Origin of the sequence: Kitasatospora albolonga (genome assembly GCF_039535905.1) — a bacterium.
GTDB classification, from domain to species: domain Bacteria; phylum Actinomycetota; class Actinomycetes; order Streptomycetales; family Streptomycetaceae; genus Kitasatospora; species Kitasatospora albolonga.
In genome coordinates this window covers 1-23,392 of sequence record NZ_BAAAYB010000016.1, presented here as the reverse complement: position 1 = coordinate 23,392, position 23,392 = coordinate 1, and the positions used below count along the sequence as shown (strand labels likewise).

The following is a 23,392-nucleotide window of genomic DNA, read 5'->3' as shown; positions in this document are numbered from 1 at the left end:
ACTTCACCCCGGCGAAAACATGACGCCCCTTCGCGCACAAGGTCCGAGGGATCAGTCGTCGCCGTTGTCCTGAGGAGGGGCGACGCTCGGCCGCACGCCGGGAGCGCGGCCGCCGTCGGCTCGGATACGGGCGACGACCTTCTCCAACTCGGCGAGGGTGTCGTGGCCGAGCAGGGAGGGGTCGGCTTCGAGTATGGCGGCGACGTACTCTCCGATGCGCTGCGGTGTGAGGTCGTCCCTCACGTCCAGTTCCTCGGGACCGGCCTCGCCCTCGTCCACGATCCGGGCGTTGCGCAGGAGCCGGAGCTGACCGTCGCTGTAGATCCTGGCCGTCAGGGCGGAGGCGAACCGTCTGCGCGCCTCCGTGCCGCTCATGGTCGTCCGCTGGTCGTTCGGAGCGGTCTCGACCTCCTGGTGGATCTCCGCTGCATCGCCGGCCCGGCGGCCGATCGCGCGCTTGCGGGTGATGCTGCTCCACCTGGCCCTCACGGACGGCAGCGCCCGTTCGTTCCACCGCGTCCGCACTGCTGGCAGCGCCTGCTCGGACCACCACTTGATGACGTGCGGCGCGGCCTTCTCGGCCAGTTTGAGGCCGACTTCGACGAGCACCTCGGCGAGGAACTCCGCGTTCTCCTGCCGCTTCCGGGCTCGGGCCTCCTCCTCGTGGCGGTCGTAGTGGTCGTCGCCGGGCTGGTCGTACAGCTGATACCCGATCGGTTCCGGCTCGTCGTCCTTGAGGAAGATCTCGGCCTGACCCACCTGGTTGGTGTCGGGGTCGCGCGTCATCCCGCGGTTCGCGCCCGCGGTCTTCCTCGACTGCGTCAGCCGTGAGCCCTTCCGGACCCTGACGACGGCCTCGTACTCGTCGTACTCGTTGCTGTCCATTGCCCCGCCCTCGACCTCGTGATGCCCGGGACACTGTACGTCCGGCCGGCCCGGTGTAGGGCCGGAGCGGCGTGGCTCGAAGGCGGCCGCTCCGGCCGGGATTGACGAGGGGTCAGGCGGGGGTGGGCAGGGTCTCCGGGAGGGCGGGGATGCCGGCGGCGCTGGGGAGGATGTGGGTGTGGGGGTGGGAGGCGAGGTAGGCCTGGTCGACCTTGCCGGTGAGGACGCCGACGACGACGCCCGCGCCGGCGTTGGTGCCGGCCTGGAGGTCGACGGCGGTGTCGCCGGCGGCGAGGACGGCGCGGACGTCGAGGACACCGGTCTTCTCCATGGCGCGGTGGATCATGTACGGGGCGGGGCGGCCGCGGCCGACCTCGTCGGAGGTGACCACGGCGTCGAGGTTGCCGCCCTCGCCGGTGGACCAGCCGATGGCGGCGAGCAGCGGGATGGCGACGTCGTCGCTGAAGCCGGTGGTGAGGGCGACCTTGATGCCGCGGGAGCGCAGCTCGGCGAGGGCCTGCTCGACGCCGGGGAGGGGCTGCGGCGGAGTTGCCAGGTAGGCCTCGCGCAGGTACTCGGCGAAGGCCCGGTAGCTCTCCTCGACCAGCTCGGGGGTGGGGGTGCCGCCGGCGAGGCGGACCAGGGCGTCGATGGCCTCGCGCTTGTCGGTGCCCATCCAGGTCTGCAGGTCCTCGTCGGCGACGGCGACGCCGTTGCGCTCCACGGCGGCGCGCAGCGCCTGGTAGACCGCGCCGGCCTCGTCGATGGTGGTGCCGGCCATGTCCAGTACGGCGAGCTCGATCACGTGTCAGTCCTCTTCGGTGCGGGTGCGGGTGCGGTGGTGTTGACGGGAGCGGGAGCGGGAGCGGGAGCGGGTGCGGTGGCGGGGGAGCGGCCGGCGACGGTGCGGCCTTCGAGGGTGTTCTCGATCGTGAAGGTGGCCATCGCGGGGAGGTAGCGGTCGTCGCCGTACTCCAGCGGTTCCCCGTCGCTGGAGGAGGTGATCCGGCGGACCCGCAGCAGCGGATCGCGGGGCCGGACCTCCAGCAGCTCGGCGTCGGCCGCTCCGGCGGCGATGGCGTCGATGGTGTGCCGGGCGCGGTACAGGTCCACGCCGCGGCGGAGCAGTTCGGCGTTGACCGAACCGGAGTCCGGGTCGAAGTCGAACAGGTGGCGGCCGACCTCCGCGACGAAGCTGGAGCGTTCCAGCATCGCGGGGACGCCGTCGAGCAGCCGCAGGCGGACCAGCTCGACCACGTGGTCGTCCTCGGTCAGGCCGAGCCGGGAGGCGGCCGGCTGGGAGGCGCGGCGGCGGGAGACCTCGACCGTCCGCTGCCCGGGCTCCCGGCCGATCGACTCGGCCCACTCGGTGAAGGAGAGGAAGGTCGCGAACGGCTGCGAGGGCGCGGTGCGGCGGGCCACGGGCGGGCGGCCGCGGCCGCCGACCAGGTTGCCCTCGCGGCGCAGCGTGGCCAGGGCCTGGCGGACCGGGCCCCGGGAGACGCCGAACTCGGCGCACAACTGGGCCTCGGTGGGCACCGGTTGGCCCTCGGGCCAGGCCCCGGTGTTGATCCGGCGCAGGAGCTCCACGCTGAGCCGCTGGTGCAGCGGCCCCTCCGAAGTTGTCTTCACAACTCGACTATGACACTACGTCGGCGGATTCCCAAGAGGTGACCTGGGGTGCGATTTTCCTGGTGAACATCAGATGTCACCCGGGTGAGCAGACGGAAAGTTGTCTATACAGCCATTGACAGGTGCTCGGCCGGAGGGAAGTCTGGGCGGCATGAGCACCGCACCTTCTGACCTGGTCGTCGTCGGGGCCGGCATCGTCGGCCTCGCACACGCCTTCGAGGCCCTCGCCAACGGCCTGTCCGTCACCGTCGTCGAACGCGACCGGCGCCCGGTGGGCGCGTCCGTCCGCAACTTCGGACACTGCTGCATCGGCGCCCAGTCGGGGGAGTTGCTCGACATCGCCCGGCTGTCGCGGGGCGGCTGGCTGCGCGCGGCCGCGGCCGCCGGGTTCTGGGCGCGCGAGGCCGGCGCCCTGGTGGTGGCCCGCTCGGAGGCCGAGGCGGCCGTCCTCGAGGAGCTGCACGCCGACCGGGGCGGGGACGCGGTGCGGCTGCGCAGCGCGGCCGAGACCGCCGCGGTGCTCGGCCGGCCGGCCGTGGGCGACCTGGTCGGCGGGGCGTTCCTCCCCGACGACCTGCGGGTGAACCCGCGCGAGGCGGCTCCCGCGCTGGCGGCGTGGATCGCCCAGCAGCCCGGCGCCGAGATCCGGTGGGGCACCTCCGTCACCGGCGTGGAGCCCGGCACGGTGCACACCAGCCGCGGCCCGGTGCACGGCCGTCAGATCCTGGTCTGCGTCGGCCACGACCTCGACCACCTCTTCCCGGAGCCGGCCGAGCGCCACGGGATCGAGCGCTGCCGCCTGAACATGGCCCGGGTCAAGGCCCCCGCCGCCTTCCGCACCGACTCCGCCGTGCTGACGGCCACCTCGATGCTGCGCTACGACGCCTTCACCGCGCAGCCCTCGGCGGCCCGGCTGCGCGAGGAAGTCCTCGCCCACAGACCGGAGTTGGTGGAGATCGGCGCCAACGTCATGTTCACCGGCCTGCCGGACGGCACCATCCTGGCGGGGGACTCCCACCACTACGACGACACCACCCCGCCGTTCCTGGACGAGCGGGTCTCCCGGCTGCTGCTCGACGCGATCGCCGACGTGCTGGGCGTCGAGCGCCTGGAGGTGCTCGAACGCTGGCAGGGCGTCTACGCCAGCAGCGCCCGCGGCCCGCTGCTGGTCCGCGACCTCGCCCCCGGCGTGCGGGCCCTGTCGGTCACCTCGGGCGTCGGCATGACGCTCTCCTTCGGCCTCGCGGCCCGCACCTTCGCGGGCACCCTGGAGCCGACCGAGCTGGAGCCGACCGAGCAGGAGCCGACCGCGCTCTGACGGCCCGTCGGGCGGGCGGTAGGTCGCGGGAGCCCGTGCGGCCGAAGGGCTGACCTGCGGCGTGGTGCCGCCGGGGGCCCGGCTGATGATCACCTAACCTGACGCGGTGTCACCGGGCCCGGTGGCGTACGGCTGCGCGGACGGAGCGGTGCGGTGGGTGCAGCGGACACGCACGCGGTGTCGCGGGGGTCGAGGCTGCGGTCCTGGCTGCTGGAGGGCCTGTCCGATCGGGCCAAGCAGCACCCGGGGCCGCACGCGGACGGCCCGGAGGGGCACAAGGGCGCGCGCTGGTGGCGGGTGATGTGCCTGACCGGCCTGGACTACTTCTCCACCCTCGGCTACCAGCCCGGCATCGCGGCGCTGGCGGCCGGGCTGCTGTCGCCGGTGGCGACCATCGTGCTGGTGGTGGTCACCCTGGCGGGCGCGCTGCCGGTGTACCGGCGGGTGGCCGCGGAGAGCCCGCACGGCGAGGGGTCGATCGCGATGCTGGAGCGGCTGCTGTCGTTCTGGCAGGGGAAGTTGTTCGTGCTGGCGCTGCTGGGCTTCGCCGTCACCGACTTCATGATCACCATCACGCTGTCGGCGGCCGACGCCACCGCCCACCTGGTGGAGAACCCGCACCTGCACGACGCGCTGTCGGGGCGTCAGGTGCTGATCACGCTGGTGCTGATCGCGTTGCTGGGCGCCGTGTTCCTCAAGGGGTTCAGCGAGGCGATGGGCGTCGCGGTGGTGCTGGTCGCGGTCTACCTGGCGCTGAACGTGGTCGTGGTGGGCAACGGGCTGTGGCAGCTGACCCAGGAGCCGCACGTCGTCCAGGACTGGTCCTCGGCCCTGACGACCGAGCACGGCAACGTGTTCGCGATGATCGGGGTCGCCCTGGTGGTCTTCCCCAAGCTGGCGCTGGGCCTGTCCGGGTTCGAGACGGGCGTGGCGGTGATGCCGCACATCGAGGGCGACCCCGGCGACACCGAGGAGCGCCCGACCGGCCGGATCCGGGGCGCGCGCAAGCTGCTGACCACCGCCGCGCTGATCATGAGCACCTTCCTGATCACCAGTAGCTTCGTCACCACGCTGCTGATCCCGGAGTCCGCCTTCGAGGTCGGCGGCCCGGCCAACGGGCGGGCGCTGGCCTACCTGGCGCACGAGAACCTCGGCAACACCTTCGGCAGCGTCTACGACCTCTCCACCATCCTGATCCTGTGGTTCGCCGGAGCCTCCGCGATGGCCGGCATGCTCAACCTGCTGCCGCGCTACCTGCCCCGCTACGGCATGGCCCCGGCCTGGGCGAGGGCGGTGCGGCCGATGGTGATCGTGCTGACCCTGATCGCCTTCCTGGTGACCTGGATCTTCGACGCCTCGGTGGACGCCCAGGGCGGCGCCTACGCCACCGGCGTCCTGGTGCTGATCACCTCGGCGGCCATCGCCGTGACCATCGCGGCTCGCAAGGCCCGCCAGCGCGGCTGGACCGTCGCCTTCGCCACCATCGCGGCGGTCTTCGTCTACACCACCGGCGACAACGTCGCCGAGCGCCCGGACGGGGTGAAGATCGGCGCCTGCTTCATCGCCGCGATCGTGCTGGTCTCGCTGCTCTCGCGGCTCAAGCGCGCCTTCGAACTGCGGGTCACCGACGTGGTGCTGGACGAAGCGGCCGAGCGCTTCCTGCGGGACTACACCCACCGGCCGCTGCGCCTGGTCGCCAACGAGCCGGACCGGCGGGACCTGGCCGAGTACCGGGACAAGAAGCGGCAGATCCGCGCCGACAACGACATCCCCGAGGAGGACGACCTGGTCTTCGTCGAGGTCACGGTCAGGGACCCCTCCGAGTTCGAGGCCGAGCTGACGGTGTGCGGCGAGGTGCTGCACGACCGCTACCGGGTGCTCACCCTGGAGAGCTCCAGCGTCCCCAACGCCCTGGCCGCGCTGCTCCTGACGGTCCGTGACCGCACCGGCCTGCGGCCGCACATCTACTTCGAGTGGACCGAGGGCAGCCCCTTCGCCCAGTTCTTCCGCTTCTTCCTGCTCGGCCAGGGCGAGGTCGCCCCGGTCACCCGCGAGGTCCTCCGCGAGGCCGAGCCGGACCGCTCCCGGCGCCCCCGCGTCCACGTCGGGTAGGGCGGACGGGAGACGTCCGGAGGAGGGGCGGGGGCAACGCACCGGTCCTGCCGGTGCCAATGGGGTGTCAAGATCGGTGGCAGCGGCGCAAGAAGGGCGTCAGGGGATCCCGGGAGGACGCGTCGCCGACCCTAGGTTGGTCACGTCGGGAGCCGGGGCGGTCCGTGGGGGACGCTCCGGCTCCCAGCCTGGCGAGGCGCCAACATCGCGACAGGGAGCGGGTGTTGAGCAACGGTCGCCCACCGGTACGGTGGTCCGTGGGCGTAGCGTCAGCACCGTGCCCGCCGCCGGCTTCGGTGGCCGGACCCTGCCCGAGGAGAGGAACAGCCATGCCGCAGTGCGCGTGCACCGAGGACTCCGAGCCGTGTGAACCCGTCCCGGCCGGACCGCTCTACGTGCCCGTCCGGCCGGGACCGACGGGGCTCACCGCCCGGTTCTTCCGCACGGCGCTCGGCGCCCGGACGGCCGTCGGTTTCACCACCGGGCAGCTGCTGGCCGCCGCGCTCGGTCCGCAGCAGCCGTGGATCCGGCTCGCCGAACCGGCCCTGCGCGCACTCGCCGAGCCGATGGGCGTCACCGTGCTCACCGTGGATCCCCAACTCTCCGCTCCCGCACCCGCCGTGGACACCTGGGACCCCCTGCGGATCGACGCCCCCCGAACCACCGCCCGCCGCCACCTCCCGATCGGCTGAGGGCCCCTCGTGTCCATCGCGCGGCCCACCGCCCACCCGACCGTGTGGGTGCCCGACGAGGCCGGGCTCCGCGACCGGTGCCGTTCCTACCGCTCCGCCTTCCCGGACGCCGACGTGGTGCACGTGGCGCCGCCGTACCTCTGCGGCCCCGTCGTCCGGTGGGTCCGGGAGGAGGGGCTTGGCCTGGAGGTGCGCTCGACGAGGGAGTTGGCCCTGGCGGTGGCGGCCGGTCTCCCGCCGGGGCGGATCCTGCTGCACGGCGGTGCCGGGAGCCCCGAGGTCCTGCGCGCCGCGGTGGAACTCGGCGTGGGGCGCATCGTCCTCGACAGCGCTTCGGAGAGCGCGCGGCTGGCCGCGCTGGTCGCGCCGGGTACCCGCCAGCAGGTGCTGCTCTCGGTGCTGCCGGGCGTCGGGACGGGTGGACGCACGCTCGCCGGCCCGGCCGGCCCGAGGCCCGGCCTCTGCGTCACCGACGGATCCGCCCAGCATGCCATCGCCCGCCTCGTCCGCCGGCCCGAGCTCGAACTCGTCGGCCTCTCCTGCCAGGTCGGTGCCCAGCCCGGGACGCTCAAGCCGTACCTGGCCGCCGTACGCCGGATGGTCGGGCTGATGGCCCGGACGAGGGAGCAACACGGAATCCAGCTGAAGCAGTTGGACCTCGGCGGCGGGAGCGCGTCCGAGGGGCGGGCGAGCCTGACTCCGCCCGTGCTGTCCGCCCTGGCCCACCGCCTCCGGGCCGAACTGGCCCACGGCTGCGCCCAGGCGGGCCTCGCGGTGCCCGGGCTGACCCTGGAGCCGGGCCGCGAGGTCACCGGCCCCGCCGGGCCGACTGACGACCGGTCCTTCAGGACGACTGCCGACCCGATGGAGTGAGGGGCCGACGCCTGCCGCGGCCCCCCGGAACCCGTCCTCCCGGCGGTGCGCCTCTCCCGAGGCGGACCGTCAGTTCGTGCGGCCGGAGCCGGCCGCGCCGCGTGGGTCGGTGGTGGCGACCAGGGCCGGACCGGCCGCGCCGCGGACCGCCACCGGGTGGACCCTCCCACGGGGGGAGGGTCCACGATGGGGGCGTGCACGAGGAGCTACTCACCATCGGGCGGTTCGCCCGCCTGTGCCGGCTGAGCGTCAAGCAGCTGCGGCACTACGACGACACCGGCCTGCTGGCGCCCGCCCGGGTGGACGGGGCCACCGGCTACCGGTACTACGAACCGGCCCAGGCGCGGGACGCGCTGACCATCGCGCTGCTGCGCGAGATGGACCTTCCGTTGGCCGTGATCGCCCGGGCCTTGGCCGCGGGGCCGGGGCAGCGGGCGGAGATCCTGCGCGCCGAGCGGGACAGGGTGGCCGAGCGGATCCGGCGGGACGAGGTGCGGCTGGGCCTGCTGGAGCGGCTGGCGGAGGGCGGTCTGCCGGGGCGGGGCTACGCGGTGACGGTGGTTCAGGAGCCGGAGCTGCGGCTGGCCGTGGTCCGGGGCGACTGCGCTCCCGACCGGATCGCCGAGGCCTTCGGGGCGTGCGCGGGCCGTCTGCTGCCCGCGCTGGCCCGCTCCGGCACGGGGTGGGAGCCCCCGCTGTGGGGGCTGTACCCGCTGGACCTGGCGGAGTCGACGGGCATCGCCGTCGGCGCGCGGACCGTGGCGGCGGAGGTGGAGGGCCTGGAGACCGTGGTCCTGCCGGGCGGGCCGGTGGTGGAGACCACGCACACCGGGTCGTACGCCCAACTCCCGCTCGCCTACCACGCGTTGTTCGCCGCCGTGCACGAGCGCGGGCTGCACCCGCTGGCCCCGGCCCGGGAGGCGTACCTGGTCGGCCCGCACGAGGCGCCGCAGGAGGAACTGGTGACCCGGCTGGTGATCCCGGTCCGCGAGAGCGAGGAGCAGAGCGCATGAGCACGGTGGCCGGTGTGGAGACCCGGGGCGGGCAGCACTGCGAGACCACGGCCTTGGGGGTGCTGCTGCGGCACGAAGGGATCGACCTGTCCGAGCCGATGCTCTTCGGTCTCGGCGCCGGGCTTTCCTTCGTCTACTGGGACGGCAAGGGCATGGACTTCCCCTTCCTGGGCGGCCGGGTCAGGCCCTTCGAGCTCACCCGCAACCTGGCCGCCCGGCTGGGCCTGGACCTGGTGGTCCGGGAGACCAGCTCCCCCGGCAGGGCCTGGGAGAACGTACGGGCGGCGGTGGAGGACGGCCGCCCGGTGGGGCTCCAGCTCGACAGCCACTACCTGGAGTACTTCACCTCGGAGGCGCACTTCGCCGGTCACGTGGTGGCCCTGTACGGATACGAGGACGGCCGGGCACTGCTGGTGGACACGGCGCAGCAGGGCGGCGCCGTCTCCACCGGCCTGGCGAGCCTCGCGGAGGCCAGGGCAGCCCGAGGTCCGATGGCCGCCAAGCACCGCTCCTTCACCCCTGGCGGCACCGGCCGCCGGAACGCTCGACCCGTACCGGCAGATCGTGCCCGCCGTCACCGCCTGCGCCGAGGTCTTCCTCAACCCGCCGATCGCCAACCTCGGTCACCGCGGCATCGCCAAGACGGCGAAGATGGTGGGTGGTTGGCGCGAGCGCGCCGCGGATCCGGAGCGCGACCTGCCGCAGGCCGCCCTGCTGATGGAACGGGCCGGCACCGGTGGTGCGCTGTTCCGCAACCTCTACCGGGACTTCCTCGCGGAGTGCGTCGGGCTGATCGGCGGGGACCGGCTGCGCACCGGCCACGCGCTGTACGCCGAGGCGGCCGGGCTCTGGACGGAGGTGGCGGCCCTGGTCGGACGGGCCGGTGCCCCGGACGGGCAGGCCCGACTCGACGAAGCGGCGTCGCTGCTGGGCGAGTTGGCCCGGATCGAGCGCGAGGCCGTGCAGGTGCTGAGCCGGCTGGAGGAGCGGTGAGCCGACGGAGAGAGCAGGTGGGCCGGCGGTGTCCGGCCGGGCCTCAGGCCGGGCCCCGGCCAGGGGTGGTGAGGAGGCCGAGGCCCTCACGGGTGGCGGCGACCACGACCCGGTCGCCGGGGGAGAGCAGGTGGGTGGGGGCCGGGTTCCAGAGGAGTTCGGGCTCGGCGGTGTAGGGGCTGGTGAGGTCGGGGCGGCGTTCGGCGGGGTCGGCCAGGTCGAGGGCCAGGATGCGCCAGGAGCCCGGGCGTTGGGCCTCGCCGATGGTGCGGTCGGCGAGGTGGGGGTTGCCGGTGACGTCGAGGGCGGCGACCAGCAGGACTTCGCGGCCGATGGCGATGGCGCCGAGCACCTGACGGCCCATCATCGCGGAGGCGAAGGCGGGCGCGGAGAGGAAGGAGACGCTGCGGCTGCGGGTGTCGGCCTGGGGGTAGGAGGCGCGCAGGGCGCGGTAGACGTCGTTGGCGAAGCCGTCGTCGAACAGCCGGAGCACGACCCGGAGCCGGGGGTCGCTCTCGCGGGCGGCCAGCGCCGCCTCCAGGTTGGTGCCGTCCTCGCTGGTGAGGACGAGCAGGGCGCGGCTGTGGCCGATCCTGGCGGCCTCCAGGACACCGTCCTGGGTGGCGTCGCCGATGACCACCGGGACGTCGTAGGTACGGGCGCGGGCGATGCCCTGGGCGGTGGGGGAGCGGTCCACGCAGACCACGGGGATGCCCAGCTCCCAGAGCCGGTCGAGGACGCGGCTGCCGACCCGGCCGAGGCCGACCAGCACGACGTGCCCGGTCAGGCCGGACGGCGGGCGGCGCAGGGCGGAGGCGGAGCGGAAGGTGCCGAGGGCGTCCAGACTGAGGGCGATCAGGAACGGCATCAGCAGCATCCCGCTCACGGCGGAGACCAGTTGGAGGGTCTTGCCGCCGGGGCCGGCCCCGGCGGCCGGGTCCGAGATGCCGAGCACGTCGAGGGTGACCAACCAGGCCGCGTGCACGGGGGGTTGGCCGGTGACCAGCCAGGCGACGGCGGTGAGGACGAGCAGCAGTAGGGCCAGTCCGGCCAGGGCCCAGCGCAGCCGCGGGGTGAAGAGTTCGGCCAGTGGGAGGCGGTTGAGGTCGGGCAGCCGGCGGGGCCGGGGCGGGGTGGTCGGGCCGAGCAGTTCCAGGACGGTGCGGGGGCCGGAGGCCGGGACGTCGGCCGGGTCGGGCAGCGCGACCTGGGCGGGGCGGCCGTCGGGGTGCGGCGGCACCGGGGCGGAGGCGGCCAGGACGGCGAGTTCGGTGCCCTCGGCGCGGGCCCCGGGCTCCAGTTCGGCGACCCGCAGCAGCCTGCCGTCGACGGGCAGGGCGTGGGTGTGGCCGCCCAGGACGGCGGCGACCAGGGCCGGGGCGGCCGTGGCGGAGGCGGACAGCACGGTGGTGGAGGCCGTGAGCGAGCCGGGGGCCAGGCCGGGGTCGCGGGCCAGGGCGGCGCGGTCGAGGAGCTGCTCGACCCGGCTGCCCAGGCGCCGGTTGAAGACCCGCACCACCAGGCGCAGGTCGGGGTTGAGGCGGCGGGCCCGGAGGGCGGCCTGCAGGTTGGCCTGGTCGTCCTCGGAGGTGAGGGCGAGCGCCGCGGCGCGCGGCACCCCGGCGGCGACGAGCGCCGCGGCATCGGTCTCGGCGGCCTCGACGGTGCTGACCCGCAGCCCCTGGTCGGCGGCGAGCGCGGTGATCTGGGGTCCGTGCCCGTGCAGCCGGGACGGGAGGACCACCACGACCTCCTGCCGGTAGAGGGTGGCGAGTTCGAGCGCGATGCGGTGGGCGAGCGCGTCGTTGCCGCAGACCACCATGTGCCCGGAGAGCTCCGGCGGCCGCGCCGGCTCCCGGGGGAGCGGGAGCGGCAGCGGGGGCTGCTCGAACCCGGGCGGTTGGTGCTGCTGGGGCGGGTGGGATGGATGGGGCGGGATCGAAGTGCTCACCGGCACAGTCTGGCCGTCACCGGACCCCTCGGGCACACCGGACACCGATTGTTGACGACCTGTCACCTGCGGCCGGGCTCAGGGCAGCAGCAGCCGGCTGCCCGGGGGGAGGGCGCCGGTGCGGGCGGCTTCGGTGAGGTGGGTGAGCAGGGCGGTGCGGAACTCGGCGGCCGCGCGGCTGAGGGGGACCTCGCGGCCGTGCGCGAGGGCGATGGTGCGGCCCAGGCCGGGGCGGGTGAAGGGGGTGACGTGCAGGCCCGAGCGGGCGGCGACCATGCCGGGGAGGACGGCCGGGCCGAGGCCCGCCCGGACGGAGGCGAGGACGGCGTCCATCTCGCCGCCCTCGACCGCGTAGACGGGCTCGAAGCCGGCCCGGCGGCAGGCGGCCAGGGTGGTCTCCCGGACGTCGTAGCCCTCGCGGAACATCACCAGCGGGCGGTCCCGCAGGTCCTCGATCCGGGCCCGGCGCCCGGCCGCCGGGGCGGTGGCGGAGACCAGGACCAGCTCCTCGTGCAGCACCTCGGTGACGGCCAGCGAGACCGGCCCGCCACCGGCCGGCGGGACCACCAGGGCGAGGTCCAACTCGCCCGCCTCCAGGGCGCTTTCGAGCCCGCGCGAGCCGCCCTCGCGCAGCTGCAGGTCGACCCCGGGGTGGGCGGATCGGAAGGTCCGCAGTACGTCCGGGACCAGGCTGACGCACAGGCTCGGCGGAGCCCCGAAGCGCACCCGGCCGCGCCGCAGCTGGACGGTCTCCTGCACCGCGCGGCGGGCCGACTCGGTGTCGGCCAGGATGCGCCGGGCCAGCGGCAGCAGGGCCTCGCCCGCGTCGGTGAGGGTGGCCCCCGTCCGGGCGCGGTGGAACAGCGCGGCCCCCAACTCCCGCTCCAGGGACCGGATCTGCTGGGAGAGGGAGGGCTGCGCGACCAGCTCCCGCTCGGCGGCCCGGGTGAAGTTGCGGGTCTCGGCGACGGCGGTGAAGTAGCGGAGCTGCTGGAGCTGCATCCACCCATCATAGGCTCTGCCTATCGTCAGGACCGGAACCATGTCTTGGACGCACCGTGCCGAAGGTCCCTACCGTTCTCGGCATGGCACTCGCGACCCGGACGGACGGCCGTCCGCCCTCCCGTCCGTCCAAGCTGGCGGTCCTCTGGCGCTCGACCCTCGGCAAGAAGGCGGTCATGGCGGTCAGCGGACTCGTCATGCTGCTCTACCTGGTGGCCCACATGCTGGGGAACCTCAAGGTGTTCTTCGGGCCGGAGGACATCAACGGCTACGCGCACTGGCTGCGCACCCTGGGCGAGCCGCTGCTGCACTTCGGCTGGTTCCTCTGGCTGGCCCGGGTGGTCCTGCTCACGGCCGTGGTCGCGCACGGCGTCGCCGCGTACCAGCTGAGCCGCCGCGACCTGAAGGCCCGTCCGGTCAGGTACGCGCACACCCGCCGCCGGGCGAGCTACGCCACCCGCACCATGCGCTGGGGCGGGGTGATCCTCGGGCTGTTCATCGTCTGGCACATCCTGGACCTGACCACCCTGACGGTGAACCCGCTGGGCGAGGAGGGCCACCCGTACCAGAACATCGTGGCCTCCTTCTCCACCTGGTACGGAGGCGGGGTCTACTGCCTGGCCGTACTGGCGCTCGGCCTGCACGTGCGGCACGGCTTCTGGAGCGCCGCCCAGACCCTCGGCGCCAACAACCCCCGCCGCGACCGGGGGTTGAAGCTCACCGCGAACGGACTCGCACTGCTGCTCACCGCCGGTTTCCTGTCCGTCCCCGTCGCCGTGATGACCGGAGTGGTCCGATGAGCTACCTCGACTACACCCTCGGCGCGCCCGTCGCCGACACCAAGGCCCCGGACGGCCCGATCGAGGAGCGCTGGGACCGCCGGCGGTTCGAGGCCAAGCTGGTCAACCCGGCCAACCGCCGCAAGCACACCGTCATCGTGGTCGGCACCGGCCTGGCGGGCGGCGCCGCCGGCGCCACCCTGGCCGAACAGGGCTACCACGTGGTGCAGTTCTGCTTCCAGGACTCCCCGAGGCGCGCCCACTCGATCGCCGCCCAGGGCGGCATCAACGCGGCCAAGAACTACCGCAACGACGGCGACTCGGTGCGCCGCCTGTTCTACGACACCGTCAAGGGCGGGGACTTCCGCGCCCGGGAGTCCAACGTGCACCGCCTGGCCCAGGTCTCGGTGGAGATCATCGACCAGTGCGTGGCCCAGGGCGTCCCGTTCGCCCGCGAGTACGGCGGGCTGCTGGACACCCGCTCCTTCGGCGGCGTCCAGGTCTCCCGGACCTTCTACGCCCGCGGCCAGACGGGGCAGCAGCTGCTGCTCGGCGCCTACCAGGCGCTGTCCCGGCAGATCGCCGCCGGGAACGTCGAACTGCACGCCCGCACCGAGATGCTGGACCTGCTGGTGGTGGACGGCCGGGCCCGCGGGATCCTCGCCCGGGACCTGGTCACCGGCGAGCTGACGACCCATCTGGCCGACGCGGTGGTGCTGGCCACCGGCGGCTACGGGAACGTCTTCTACCTCTCCACCAACGCCAAGAACTCCAACGCCACCGCCGTCTGGCGGGCCCACCGGCGCGGCGCGCTGTTCGCCAACCCCTGCTTCACCCAGATCCACCCGACCTGCATCCCGCGCAGCGGCGACCACCAGTCCAAGCTCACCCTGATGAGCGAGTCGCTGCGCAACGACGGCCGGATCTGGGTGCCGAAGGCGAAGGGCGACACCCGCCCGCCGGCCGAGATCCCGGAGCAGGAGCGCGACTACTACCTGGAGCGGATCTACCCGGCCTTCGGCAACCTCGTCCCGCGCGACATCGCCTCCCGGGCCGCCAAGGTGGTCTGCGACGAGGGGCGCGGCGTCGGCCCCGGCGGGCAGGGGGGTCTACCTGGACTTCGCCGACGCCATCGCCCGGCTGGGGCGGGACACCGTCGAGGCCAGGTACGGCAACCTCTTCGAGATGTACCAGCGGATCACCGCCGAGGACCCGTACACCTCGCCGATGCGGATCTACCCCGCGATCCACTACACGATGGGCGGCCTCTGGGTCGACTACGACCTGCAGACCACCGTGCCCGGCCTGTTCGCCATCGGTGAGGCCAACTTCTCCGACCACGGCGCCAACCGGCTCGGCGCCAGCGCCCTGATGCAGGGCCTGGCCGACGGCTACTTCGTGCTGCCGCCCACCCTCAACCACTACCTGGGCTCCACCCCGCTCGCCCCGGTGCCCGCCGACCACCCCGAGATCGCCGCCGTCGAGGCCGAGACCGCCGACCGGCTGGCCCGCATCCTGGCCGTCGACGGCGACCGCACGCCCGACTCGCTCCACCGCGAGCTGGGCGAGCTGCTCTGGGACGAGTGCGGGATGGCCCGCGACGAGGCCGGGCTGCGCCGGGCGCTGGCGCGGATCCCGCAGCTGCGCGAGGAGTTCTGGCGGCGCGTCAAGGTCCCCGGCAGCGGGGCCGAGCTCAACCAGGCGCTGGAGAAGGCCAACCGGCTGGTCGACAACCTGGAGCTGGCCGAGCTGATGTGCCTGGACGCGCTGCACCGCACCGAGTCCTGCGGCGGCCACTTCCGCACCGAGAGCGCCACCGCCGAGGGCGAGGCCGCCCGCCGCGACGAGGAGTTCTCCTACGCCGCCGCCTGGGAGTTCACCGGCACCGGGCGGGCCCCCGTGCTGCACCGCGAGGAACTCCGCTTCGAACACGTCCACCCCACCCAGCGGAGCTACGCGTGAACCTCACCCTGCGCATCTGGCGCCAGCCCGGCCCCGACGCCCCCGGCTCCATGGCCACCTACCAGGTCTCCGGCATCAGCCCCGACATGTCCTTCCTGGAGATGCTCGACACCCTCAACGAGGAGCTGATCCAGCGCGGTGACGTGCCGGTCGCCTTCGACCACGACTGCCGCGAGGGCATCTGCGGCGCCTGCGGCATGGTGATCAACGGCCAGGCCCACGGCCCCGAGCGGACCACCACCTGCCAGCTCCACATGCGGCACTTCCGCGACGGCGACACCATCGACGTCGAGCCCTGGCGGGCCGGCGCCTTCCCGGTGGTCAAGGACCTGGTGGTGGACCGCACCGCCCTGGACCGCATCATCGGCTCGGGCGGCTACGTCACCGCCCCCACCGGCTCCGCCCCCGAGGCGCACGCCACCCCGGTGCCCAAGGAGACCGCCGACCTCGCCTTCGAGCACGCCGAGTGCATCGGCTGCGGCGCCTGCGTGGCGGCCTGCCCGAACGGCTCGGCGATGCTCTTCACCGCCGCCAAGGTGGTCCACCTCAACGTCCTCCCGCAGGGCGCCCCCGAACGCTCCTCCCGGGTCCGCGCCATGGTCGACACCATGGACGCCGAGGGCTTCGGCGGCTGCACCAACACCGGCGAGTGCGCCACCGCCTGCCCCAAGGGCATCCCGCTCACCGGCATCTCCCTGCTGAACCGCGAACACCTCCGGTCCCTGCGCGGCTGACCGCGTGTCAGTGACCGCCGGGGCGAACGGTCACCAGTGGCAGCGGAGTTCGGCCAGCAGGGCGTCGTCGGGCAGCCCGCGCAGGTAGTCGTCGGCGAGCCGCCAGTACGCGGCGGCCTGGGACTCGTCGGGGCGGACGGTGCCCAAGGGGCCCGCGGTCCACTGGTCGGCCCACTGCCCGTCGAGGGTCAGCAGCGCGGCGGTCCGCACGGCCAGTTCGGTGCCGCTCTCCAGGTAGTCCTGCTCCCCGGCGGCGAACACGGCGACCGGGTCCCGCAGGACGAAGCCGTTCGGATAGGCCGGGTCCCCGGCCGTGACCGCGTACTGGGCGAGCGCCTGCACCAGGGGCTGGGCGAGGTGCTCGGCCTTCGCCCGGTCCAGGGCGGGGGAGGGCAGGTCCGGGTCGGCCCCGTGACGGTCGATCAGCGCGGACAGCGGTTCGGCCGGCGGGTGCTCGGCGGAGAAGCGGGCCCACACCGCCCAGGTGGCCGCGGCCGCCGCGACACTGGCGGCCCGCATGCCCTCCAGGTCGAGCGACCCGCGCGACGCGCAGCTCACCAGCTGGTACCAGTCCCACTCGCCGTGCGGGTTGTGGCCCTCCCCGCCGGTGGCGGGGTCGACGTTCCTGTCGAACGGACGCATCGCCGCCGCGATCGCGGCGGCCGGATCGCCGGCGGCGACCGCGGGAAGGCAGACCGTCACCCTGAACTTCGCCATGCGTCCTCCATGATCAACACGCGCAGGCGGACCAGGATACGCACGCCGGACGTCCGGCCGGGCCGCGGGGGTCGGCCGGACGTGTGCTCAGTGCTCGGTGACGTCGACCCCGCGCCAGAAGGCCACCCGGCCGCGGACGTGCTCCGCCTCGGGCAGCGGGTCGGCGTAGTACCAGGCGGCGTCGGGGTTGGTCCGCCCGTCGACGTCGAGGGTGTAGTAGGAGGCCGTGCCCTTCCAGCCGCACATGGTCGTGGTGTCGGAGGAGAGGAGGAACTCCCGCCGGACCGAGTCGAGCGGGAAGTAGTGGTTCCCCTCGACGACGACGGTCTCGTCGCTCCGGGCGATGACGGTGTCCTGCCAGCGTGCGGTAGCCATGCGCTGATTCTGGCGGGGCAGGGCCCGGGTTTCAATGCGCGCCGCGGGACGGGCGGAGGCGGACGGAGCGGAGATGAGAATGCGGTGAGATCCGCAGGGGCGCGGAATCCCCGTCAGTACGGCGCCGACCTGCGGAGCAGCCGCCGGCGGAGCCGCCGAGGAGCCCCCGGACGGCCCGGATTCACAGGGAACCGAGAGATTCCGGTGCCAGGGTCTTACTCCTCGGCGGCGCCAGGCCGCCCGGGCACTCCCCGGAGAGGAGGCCGCGATGGCCGCCGTCGCACCGCGACCCCAGCACAGGGCCCGCCGTTTCCCGGTCGCCACCGTCCCCGTTCTGGTGCGGGCGGCCGTCGCCCTCGGTGCCCTCGCCGTCCTCGCGCTCTGGTGGCAGGGGACCGGTGCGGTCACCGGGGCGGCAGGGTGGCTGACCGGGGCCGGCCGGATCACCGGACTGCTGGCCGGGTACGCGGCCCCGGTGCTGCTCCTGCTGATGGCCCGACTCCCGTTCCTGGAACGGGAGGTCGGCGCCGACCGGCTGGCCCGCTGGCACGCCTTCGGCGGGCGCTACCTGGTCGCGCTGGTGACGGTGCACGTGCTGACGGTCGTCTGGGGCTACGCGCTGACGGACGGTCAGGGAGTGCTCGGCGAGGGCGTGGAGATCGTGTTCCACTACCCCGAGATGCTCAAGGCCGCGCTGGGCACCCTGCTGCTGCTCGGCACCGGCGCCGCCTCCGCCCGCGCGGCCCGCCGGCGGCTGTCCTACGAGGCCTGGTACTTCCTCCACCTCGCGACGTACCTCGCCGTCGCCCTGGCCTTCGGCCACCAACTGGCCACCGGCGCCGACCTCGGCGTCGGCACGCCCGGCCGGGCCGCCTGGTACGTGCTCTACCTCGGCACCGCCGCCGCACTCGGCTGGTACCGGCTGGCCCTGCCGTGGCTGCGCGACCGGCGGCACCGGCTGGTGGTCGCCGAGGTGCGGCCGGAGGGGCCGGGCGTGGTCTCGCTCTTCCTGACCGGCCGTCGGCTGGACCGACTCCGCGCCGAGCCGGGCCAGTTCTTCCGCCTGCAGTTCCAGGCGCCCGGGCTGCGCTGGGCCGCCAACCCCTACTCGCTCTCCGCGCCGCCGCACCCCGGGCACCTGCGCTTCACGGTGAAGGACCTCGGCCCGCACAGCGCGGCGGTCGCCGCCCTGCGCCCGGGCACCCGGGTACGCGCCGAGGGCCCGTACGGCGCCTTCACCGGACGGCTGCACCGGCGGCCGAAGGTGCTGCTGCTCGGCGCGGGTGTCGGGATCACCCCGCTGCGCGCGCTGTTCGAGACGCTGCCGGGCGAGGTGACGCTGGTGCAGCGGGCCCGAGGTCCCGAAGAGCTCCTGTTCACACGGGAGTTGGCGCTGATAGCGGCCCGCCGGAACGCCACGGTGCACGCGCTGACCGGCTCCCGGGCCGAGGTCGGCGAGCTCGGCGCGGCCCTGGGCCGGCTGGTCCCGGACCTGGCGGAGCACGAGGTCTACCTGTGCGGGCCCGAGGCGATGGCGGCGGAGGCCGTCCGGGCACTGCGGGCCGCCGGGGTGCGGGCCGACCGCATCCACCACGAGTCGTTCGCCTTCTGAGGAGCCGTCATGCGCAGAGCCGTCGTCACCGGGACCGCCACCGCCGCCGGGGTGATCCTGCTGCTCTCCCTGAAACCGCACGAGAGCACGCCCGCGGCGGCGATCGGCGCGGGCGGCCCCACCGCAGCGCCGGGAGGGGCGGCGGCAGGGGCGGCGGGAGGGGCCGCGGCCGACGCGTCGGCCGCCACCCGCTCGGTCACCGGCGACGCGGTCGACACCCGGTACGGGCCGGTCCAGGTGAAGGTCACCCTGACGGGGACGCGGATCACCGCCGTCGAGGCGGTCCGGTACCCGTCCGAGGACCGCCGCGACCGGGAGATCAACTCCTACGCCCTCCCCGTCCTCAACCAGGAGGCGATCTCCGCCCAGAGCGCCGACATCGACGTGGTGACGGGGGCGACCTACACCAGCGACGGGTACACCCGCTCCCTGCAGAGCGCGCTCGACAAGGCCGGCGGGAGCGGCTCGTGAAGCACGCCGAGCACGTCATGGGCACGGTCTTCTCGGTCACCGTGCGGGACCCGGGACCGCGTACCGGCGCCGCACTGGAGCGGCTGGTGGCCCGCCTGCACGAGATCGACGCGCGCTTCTCGACCCACCGGGAGACCAGCGAGGTCAGCCGACTGGCCCGGGGCGAGGTCGAACCGGCCGACTGTCACCCGGAGTTGGCCGAGGCGCTGGAGCGCTGCGCGCAGACCGGCCGGGAGACCGACGGCTGGTTCTCCGCCCGGCCCGCCGGCCGGCTGGACCCGAGCGGCTGGGTCAAGGGCTGGGCGGTCGAGGAGGCCTGCCGGATCCTGCGGCACTCCGGCTCCCGCGAGCACTGCGTGAGCGGCGGCGGCGACGTCCAGACCGCCGGCGGCCCCTGGCGGATCGGTATCGCCCACCCGCTGCGGCCGGGCACCCTGGCGGCGGTGCTCACCGGACGCGACCTCGCCGTGGCCACCTCCGGGACGGCCGAGCGCGGCGCCCACGTCCTCGACCCCTCCACCGGCCGCCCGGCCCTCGGCTTCGCCTCGCTGACCCTGGTCGGCGCCCCCGGCACCGGCCTGGCCCGCACCGACGCCTGGGCCACCGCCGTCTGCGCGATGGGCCCCGGACTCGGCCTCGCCTGGGCTGAGGAACGCCAGGAGGTCGAGGCCTTCGCGGTCCTCCCCGACGGCTCCCAGCTGCGCACCCACGGCCTGGCCCGCCACCTCCCGCCCTCCGGGCCCGCCGACTGGACGCTGCGCGCCGCGGGCTGACCGGGCCGGAGCCGACGGACCGTCAGGTCCGGTCCGGGGCGCCGTCGGGGGTCAGGCCAGGTGTCAGGTCGGGTGTCCAGTCGGGGTGTTCGCGGGCGGCCCAGGGGCGGGAGACGGTGCCGGTGCGCATGCCGCGGCGGGCTTCGGGGTCGCGGGCGGCCATCCAGATGTGGCCGGTGACGGCGACGGCGACGGCCGTGGCGAGCCAGTCGTGGACGAAGGTGGCCCCGGTGCGCCAGGCCAGCGGGGCGAGGCCGGTGAACCACATCAGGAGGCCGGTGCCGAGCAGGACCAGGACGGCCCCGGCGGTGAAGGCGGCGTAGAGCTTCTGGCCGGCGTTGAACTTGCCCGCCGGGCGGTGGGGCGAGCCGTGGCGGACCGCGCGGAGCCAGGTGCGGTCGGCGGCGGTGAAGCGGTTGAGCCGGGTGAGGTCGGCGCGCAGGTGGTGGGAGACCAGGCCGAGCAGCAGCGGCACCGGGAGGAGCAGGCCGGCCCACTCGTGCACCGTCCTCACCATTCCCCGCCTGCCCACGAGTTGGGAGAGGGAGGGGAGGTAGAGGACGGCGGCCGTGGCCAGGCAGGTGAGCATCAGGGCGGCGGTGGCCCGGTGCACCCGGCGCTGGGCGGGGCTGAAGCGGGCGACCCGGGGGACCGGGGGGACGTGGGCGGTCTCAGGAGGTCGGGGCATCGTCGCGTCCGTTCGATCGGCCGACCCAGGCGTCGGTCTCGTAGCCGCGGCGCTCCCAGTAGCCGGGTTCGACGGCGGGGGTGAGGGTGATGCCGGAGAGCCACTTGGCGGACTTGTAGAAGTACATCGGCGCCACGTACAGCCGCACCGGCCCGCCGTGCTGGTGGATGACCGGGGCGTCCTGCATCCGCAGGGCCAGCAGGACGTCGTCCCGGCGGGCCTGATCGAGCGTCAGGGACTCGGTGTAGGCGCCGTCGAAACAGCTGAACCGCACCGCCGCCGCGTCCGGCCGCACTCCGGCGGCGTCCAGCAGGTCGGCCAGCCGGACGCCCTCGAAGCGGGTCTCGGGCACCCGCCAGCCGGTCACGCACTGCACGTCGCGGACGATCCGGCGCTGTGGCAGGGCCTGGAGCTCGGGCAGCCGGTAGGCGGCCGGGCGGTCCACCAGACCGTCGACGGTCAGGGTGTAGTCGGCGGCCGTGCGGGGGCGCACCGAGTCGACCACCGAGTAGTAGCGGAAGCCGCTGCCGCCCGGCAGCAGTCCGGTCACCCCGGTCGGGTCGGCGCTGGTGACGGCGTCCACGCCGCGCTGGAGCCAGGGCCCGGCCGCGACCCCGGCCGCGCCGAGCCCGAGCATGGCCAGCACCACCCGCCGCCCCACCGGCGCGCCGGTGGCGGCCGTTTCGTCCTCGTGCTTCATGGCTCCGATTCGAGCAGGTGGAGCGGCCCGGGCCAAGGGGTGGCGGCGGGACGTGAGACTTCCGTCATCTCTCGGCCCGGCGGGGCCGTGGGCGTGTCGGTGCAGCCGGTTCGTAGCGTGGTCGGGCCGGACGGAGCGTGCCGCGCACCGGGCCGCCGGCGAACTCGCCCGGTATGGAGGGCTGCTGATGAGGACCGTCGTTTCGCGCCGTCCCCGTCGCGGCGTCGGAGGACTCACGGGCCGACCGCGACCGCAGGCGCGAGCGCGGCCGGAGACCGGATCAGGCCTTCGCGGGGGTGTCCGGTGCCGGTCTCAGCGGGGTGCCCGGTGCCTGGCGCGGGCCCGGCGGGCGGCGGACAGGCCGGCGGTGAGAGCGGTCACGGCCGCGATCCCGGCCAGCAGGAGCAGCCAGTTGCGCAGGTAGGGCAGCGGGAGGACGGACGGGTTGCCGTGGTCCTCCCCGGCCCGCAGGACGGCTGGCACCGCGACCGCGCTGACCGCCGCGGCCACCGTCAGCCCGGCGCGCACCGCCGGGTGACGGGTGAGCGGCACCCCGGCCAGCAGGACCAGCGGCACCCAGAGCCCGTCGTGGACGACGACGGCGCCGGCCGACCAGAGCAGCACGTCCAGCGGGTCGGTGATGTAGGGGTCGGTCAGCAGCCCGTACAGGCCGAAGGCCAGGAGGGCGGCGCCGACCGCGCCGAGCACGATGCGCAGGGGCCTCATCCGAGCACCTCGATCCGGGAGACCCACTTGGTCTGCAGGACGCCGGGGCGGTTGGGGGGCGATGACCCGGGCCGGGTGGCCGTGGTCGGCGTCGAGGACCTGACCGTTGACGGCCAGGGCGAGCAGGGTGAGCGGATCGCGGGGCGTACACCGGCTCCATGGTGGTGACGGCGTAGGGGCCGGAGGTCTCCAGGGAGACGATCCGCAGCCGGGCGTCGGCGGGCACCCGGGCGAGGTCGAGCAGGTCGCGCAGCCGTACTCCCGTCCAGTCGGCCGAGGCGCTCCAGCCCTCCACGCAGGAGATCGGCAGCCGGGCGGAGTGCTGTGGCAGGGCGCGCAGGTCGGAGAGGGAGAGGCGGAGCGGGGTGGGGCCGTCGACGGTCAGGTGCCAGTCCGCGGGGACGGTGGTGGTGCCGGCCTGGGCGGCGGTGCGGTTGACGGGCAGGCCCTGCGGGCCGAGGTCGGGGCGGCGCGCGGGGCGAGCAGGTCGAGGCCGCGCAGCCAGGGGACGGTCTGTCCGGCGGTGGTGAGGGTGACGGCGGTGACCGAGGCGGCGACGGGTGCCCAGGAAGGCGCGGCGGGCCGGGCAGCGGCAGGCGCGGACGCCACCAGTGCTCGGTGATGGTGGCGGCCTTGGCGGCGACGTGCAGCAGCAGGGCGCCGGTGATGGTCCAGCCGAGCCAGAAGTGGGTCTGCCGGAACGGGAACGGCCACGGGTACCACTGAAGCGTGTTGAGCAGCCCGGTGAACAGCTCCAGCAGGGTGGCCGCGACCAGGACGGCGATGGCCGCGCGCTCCAGCAGGTGCAGGACGCTGCGCGCGCGGCGGCCACTCGAAGAGCCTCGGGTAGACCGTCCAGAGCTTGGCGCCCCAGCAGCGGGATCGCGGCGGTCCCGGCGATCACGTGCAGGCCCTGGGTGGACCCGGTAGCCGTCCACCGGACGGCTCGTCAGCAGGGCGCGCAGCCCAACCGGGCGGCTCCTGGAGGCCGTGGCTGAGCAGACCGGTCAGGAAGCAGAGCACGATCGCCGCCCCGAGCCAGCGGCCGAGGACCACCGCCGTGCGCGGTTCGTGCAGGCGGGAGCGGAAGGTGCCCTCGCGCAGCGGGCCGATCCGCAGGGCGTCCGGGGGTGGCGGCAGGGGGAGGTCGAACCGGCGGGAGGAGCCGTCGGTGGTGGTGTCCTTCATGCCTTCATCAGAGGCGCCGATCGGGGCGGTTCGAGCGGTGCGACATGCTTACGGAAGTCGTACGGCGGCCTGCGGCTCCCGGCTGCGGCCTTGCCGCGGTGGCACGCTGACGGGGTGTCCGACACCACGCGCCCTGACCACACCCGACTGCCCCGACCGTTCTGCCGTCTGGCCCGCCGTCCTCGCCCTGGCGGCC

The 23,392-nt window shown here is 74.4% G+C and carries 22 protein-coding genes and 3 pseudogenes; 12 read left to right on the top strand and 13 right to left on the bottom strand.

Translation table 11 applies throughout. From position 1 onward, the window contains the following. Nucleotides 1-51 precede the first annotated feature (51 nt). The 3 genes from ABD946_RS04865 to ABD946_RS04855 all read right to left on the bottom strand — a co-directional run bounded on the left by ABD946_RS04865 (nt 52) and on the right by ABD946_RS04855 (nt 2,517). Nucleotides 52-885: a hypothetical protein gene (locus tag ABD946_RS04865; RefSeq protein WP_345280414.1), complete on the bottom strand. Its 834-nt coding sequence runs from the start codon at nt 883-885 to the stop codon at nt 52-54. A 112-nt stretch (nt 886-997) separates the two neighbouring features. After that, nucleotides 998-1,690: a phosphonatase-like hydrolase gene (locus ABD946_RS04860; RefSeq protein WP_345280412.1), complete on the bottom strand. Its 693-nt coding sequence runs from the start codon at nt 1,688-1,690 to the stop codon at nt 998-1,000. Further along, nucleotides 1,687-2,517, bottom strand: coding sequence for a GntR family transcriptional regulator (locus ABD946_RS04855; protein WP_345280409.1), 831 nt, complete (start codon nt 2,515-2,517; stop codon nt 1,687-1,689). The genes ABD946_RS04860 and ABD946_RS04855 overlap by 4 nt, the downstream gene beginning before the upstream one ends. A 151-nt stretch (nt 2,518-2,668) precedes the next feature. On the opposite strand from ABD946_RS04855, the gene ABD946_RS04850 reads away from it, so the two are divergent. From ABD946_RS04850 to ABD946_RS04825, 6 genes and pseudogenes are all read left to right on the top strand, one after another. Then, nucleotides 2,669-3,835, top strand: coding sequence for a TIGR03364 family FAD-dependent oxidoreductase (locus tag ABD946_RS04850; RefSeq protein WP_345280407.1), 1,167 nt, complete (start codon nt 2,669-2,671; stop codon nt 3,833-3,835). A 153-nt stretch (nt 3,836-3,988) separates the two neighbouring features. Further along, the gene (locus tag ABD946_RS04845) at nt 3,989-5,947 is read left to right on the top strand and encodes an APC family permease (protein WP_345280405.1); all 1,959 of its coding nucleotides are present in this window, start codon (nt 3,989-3,991) and stop codon (nt 5,945-5,947) included. Nucleotides 5,948-6,276: 329 nt separating this feature from the next. Continuing rightward, nucleotides 6,277-6,639, top strand: a complete 363-nt coding sequence (locus ABD946_RS04840) for an SAV_915 family protein (RefSeq protein WP_345280403.1) — start codon at nt 6,277-6,279, stop codon at nt 6,637-6,639. A gap of 9 nt (nt 6,640-6,648) precedes the next feature. Next, nucleotides 6,649-7,512, top strand: coding sequence for a diaminopimelate decarboxylase family protein (locus ABD946_RS04835; RefSeq protein WP_345280402.1), 864 nt, complete (start codon nt 6,649-6,651; stop codon nt 7,510-7,512). Nucleotides 7,513-7,706: 194 nt separating this feature from the next. Continuing rightward, complete coding sequence (locus ABD946_RS04830) at nt 7,707-8,525, top strand: MerR family transcriptional regulator (RefSeq protein ID WP_345280401.1); 819 nt, start codon at nt 7,707-7,709, stop codon at nt 8,523-8,525. After that, a pseudogene (locus ABD946_RS04825) lies at nt 8,522-9,518 on the top strand (BtrH N-terminal domain-containing protein). The gene ABD946_RS04830 and the pseudogene ABD946_RS04825 overlap by 4 nt, the downstream one beginning before the upstream one ends. 43 nt (nt 9,519-9,561) lie before the next feature. Here the strand turns inward: ABD946_RS04825 and ABD946_RS04820 are convergent. Together ABD946_RS04820 and ABD946_RS04815 are read right to left on the bottom strand one after the other, a co-directional pair. Beyond that, nucleotides 9,562-11,469: an NAD-binding protein gene (locus tag ABD946_RS04820; protein ID WP_345280399.1), complete on the bottom strand. Its 1,908-nt coding sequence runs from the start codon at nt 11,467-11,469 to the stop codon at nt 9,562-9,564. Nucleotides 11,470-11,547: 78 nt separating this feature from the next. After that, the gene (locus ABD946_RS04815; RefSeq protein ID WP_345280397.1) at nt 11,548-12,471 is read right to left on the bottom strand and encodes a LysR family transcriptional regulator; all 924 of its coding nucleotides are present in this window, start codon (nt 12,469-12,471) and stop codon (nt 11,548-11,550) included. 83 nt (nt 12,472-12,554) lie between these two features. On the opposite strand from ABD946_RS04815, the gene ABD946_RS04810 reads away from it, so the two are divergent. The 3 genes and pseudogenes from ABD946_RS04810 to ABD946_RS04800 all read left to right on the top strand — a co-directional run bounded on the left by ABD946_RS04810 (nt 12,555) and on the right by ABD946_RS04800 (nt 15,946). Further along, entirely contained in the window at nt 12,555-13,271 is a 717-nt protein-coding gene (locus tag ABD946_RS04810) for a succinate dehydrogenase cytochrome b subunit (protein WP_345280395.1), read from the top strand. Beyond that, nucleotides 13,268-15,212 (top strand): annotated as a pseudogene (locus ABD946_RS04805) (fumarate reductase/succinate dehydrogenase flavoprotein subunit). Before ABD946_RS04810 ends, ABD946_RS04805 begins: the two are co-directional and overlap by 4 nt. Then, the gene (locus ABD946_RS04800; RefSeq protein ID WP_345280393.1) at nt 15,209-15,946 is read left to right on the top strand and encodes a succinate dehydrogenase/fumarate reductase iron-sulfur subunit; all 738 of its coding nucleotides are present in this window, start codon (nt 15,209-15,211) and stop codon (nt 15,944-15,946) included. The pseudogene ABD946_RS04805 and the gene ABD946_RS04800 overlap by 4 nt, the downstream one beginning before the upstream one ends. 30 nt (nt 15,947-15,976) lie before the next feature. Here the strand turns inward: ABD946_RS04800 and ABD946_RS04795 are convergent, their stop codons facing one another. Both ABD946_RS04795 and ABD946_RS04790 read right to left on the bottom strand, forming a co-directional pair. Then, complete coding sequence (locus tag ABD946_RS04795) at nt 15,977-16,663, bottom strand: hypothetical protein (protein ID WP_345280391.1); 687 nt, start codon at nt 16,661-16,663, stop codon at nt 15,977-15,979. Between the two features lie 87 nt (nt 16,664-16,750). Next, a complete protein-coding gene (locus tag ABD946_RS04790) occupies nt 16,751-17,038 on the bottom strand; it encodes a DUF427 domain-containing protein (RefSeq protein ID WP_345280389.1) in 288 nt (95 codons plus the stop codon). 268 nt (nt 17,039-17,306) lie between these two features. Between ABD946_RS04790 and ABD946_RS04785 the strand changes: the two genes are divergently transcribed. Genes ABD946_RS04785 through ABD946_RS04775 form a run of 3 tightly spaced genes read left to right on the top strand, consistent with a single transcriptional unit; the run spans nt 17,307 to nt 19,894 of the window. Beyond that, nucleotides 17,307-18,650, top strand: coding sequence for a ferredoxin reductase family protein (locus tag ABD946_RS04785; RefSeq protein ID WP_345280387.1), 1,344 nt, complete (start codon nt 17,307-17,309; stop codon nt 18,648-18,650). A gap of 9 nt (nt 18,651-18,659) precedes the next feature. Further along, on the top strand, nt 18,660-19,121 hold the full coding sequence (locus ABD946_RS04780; RefSeq protein ID WP_345280385.1) for an FMN-binding protein: 462 nt from the start codon (nt 18,660-18,662) through the stop codon (nt 19,119-19,121). Between the two features lie 17 nt (nt 19,122-19,138). Beyond that, entirely contained in the window at nt 19,139-19,894 is a 756-nt protein-coding gene (locus tag ABD946_RS04775) for an FAD:protein FMN transferase (RefSeq protein ID WP_345280478.1), read from the top strand. Between the two features lie 22 nt (nt 19,895-19,916). Here ABD946_RS04775 and ABD946_RS04770 read toward each other — a convergent pair whose 3' ends face one another. The 6 genes and pseudogenes from ABD946_RS04770 to ABD946_RS04745 form a co-directional block, all read right to left on the bottom strand. Then, nucleotides 19,917-20,582: a cytochrome b/b6 domain-containing protein gene (locus ABD946_RS04770; protein ID WP_345280383.1), complete on the bottom strand. Its 666-nt coding sequence runs from the start codon at nt 20,580-20,582 to the stop codon at nt 19,917-19,919. After that, entirely contained in the window at nt 20,566-21,282 is a 717-nt protein-coding gene (locus tag ABD946_RS04765; protein WP_345280381.1) for a molybdopterin-dependent oxidoreductase, read from the bottom strand. The genes ABD946_RS04770 and ABD946_RS04765 overlap by 17 nt, the downstream gene beginning before the upstream one ends. 312 nt (nt 21,283-21,594) lie before the next feature. After that, on the bottom strand, nt 21,595-22,008 hold the full coding sequence (locus ABD946_RS04760; RefSeq protein WP_345280379.1) for a hypothetical protein: 414 nt from the start codon (nt 22,006-22,008) through the stop codon (nt 21,595-21,597). Nucleotides 22,009-22,276: 268 nt separating this feature from the next. After that, a pseudogene (locus tag ABD946_RS04755) lies at nt 22,277-22,348 on the bottom strand (hypothetical protein); the annotation flags it as partial. A 41-nt stretch (nt 22,349-22,389) separates the two neighbouring features. Next, the gene (locus ABD946_RS04750; RefSeq protein ID WP_345280377.1) at nt 22,390-22,617 is read right to left on the bottom strand and encodes a hypothetical protein; all 228 of its coding nucleotides are present in this window, start codon (nt 22,615-22,617) and stop codon (nt 22,390-22,392) included. A gap of 291 nt (nt 22,618-22,908) precedes the next feature. Next, a complete protein-coding gene (locus ABD946_RS04745; protein WP_345280375.1) occupies nt 22,909-23,196 on the bottom strand; it encodes a hypothetical protein in 288 nt (95 codons plus the stop codon). Nucleotides 23,197-23,392 lie beyond the last annotated feature (196 nt).

Bases quoted from the DNA above. Each gene is read 5' to 3' on its own strand.
- ABD946_RS04840 (WP_345280403.1), top strand. From the start codon at position 6,277: ATGCCGCAGTGCGCGTGCACCGAGGACTCCGAGCCGTGTGAACCCGTC.
- ABD946_RS04785 (WP_345280387.1), top strand. From the start codon at position 17,307: ATGGCCGCCGTCGCACCGCGACCCCAGCACAGGGCCCGCCGTTTCCCG.
- ABD946_RS04810 (WP_345280395.1), top strand. From the start codon at position 12,555: ATGGCACTCGCGACCCGGACGGACGGCCGTCCGCCCTCCCGTCCGTCC.
- ABD946_RS04745 (WP_345280375.1), bottom strand. From the start codon at position 23,196: ATGAAGGACACCACCACCGACGGCTCCTCCCGCCGGTTCGACCTCCCC.
- ABD946_RS04760 (WP_345280379.1), bottom strand. From the start codon at position 22,008: ATGAGGCCCCTGCGCATCGTGCTCGGCGCGGTCGGCGCCGCCCTCCTG.
- ABD946_RS04790 (WP_345280389.1), bottom strand. From the start codon at position 17,038: ATGGCTACCGCACGCTGGCAGGACACCGTCATCGCCCGGAGCGACGAG.
- ABD946_RS04815 (WP_345280397.1), bottom strand. From the start codon at position 12,471: ATGCAGCTCCAGCAGCTCCGCTACTTCACCGCCGTCGCCGAGACCCGC.
- ABD946_RS04865 (WP_345280414.1), bottom strand. From the start codon at position 885: ATGGACAGCAACGAGTACGACGAGTACGAGGCCGTCGTCAGGGTCCGG.
- ABD946_RS04850 (WP_345280407.1), top strand. From the start codon at position 2,669: ATGAGCACCGCACCTTCTGACCTGGTCGTCGTCGGGGCCGGCATCGTC.
- ABD946_RS04770 (WP_345280383.1), bottom strand. From the start codon at position 20,582: ATGCCCCGACCTCCTGAGACCGCCCACGTCCCCCCGGTCCCCCGGGTC.
- ABD946_RS04780 (WP_345280385.1), top strand. From the start codon at position 18,660: ATGCGCAGAGCCGTCGTCACCGGGACCGCCACCGCCGCCGGGGTGATC.
- ABD946_RS04795 (WP_345280391.1), bottom strand. From the start codon at position 16,663: ATGGCGAAGTTCAGGGTGACGGTCTGCCTTCCCGCGGTCGCCGCCGGC.
- ABD946_RS04775 (WP_345280478.1), top strand. From the start codon at position 19,139: ATGGGCACGGTCTTCTCGGTCACCGTGCGGGACCCGGGACCGCGTACC.
- ABD946_RS04765 (WP_345280381.1), bottom strand. From the start codon at position 21,282: ATGAAGCACGAGGACGAAACGGCCGCCACCGGCGCGCCGGTGGGGCGG.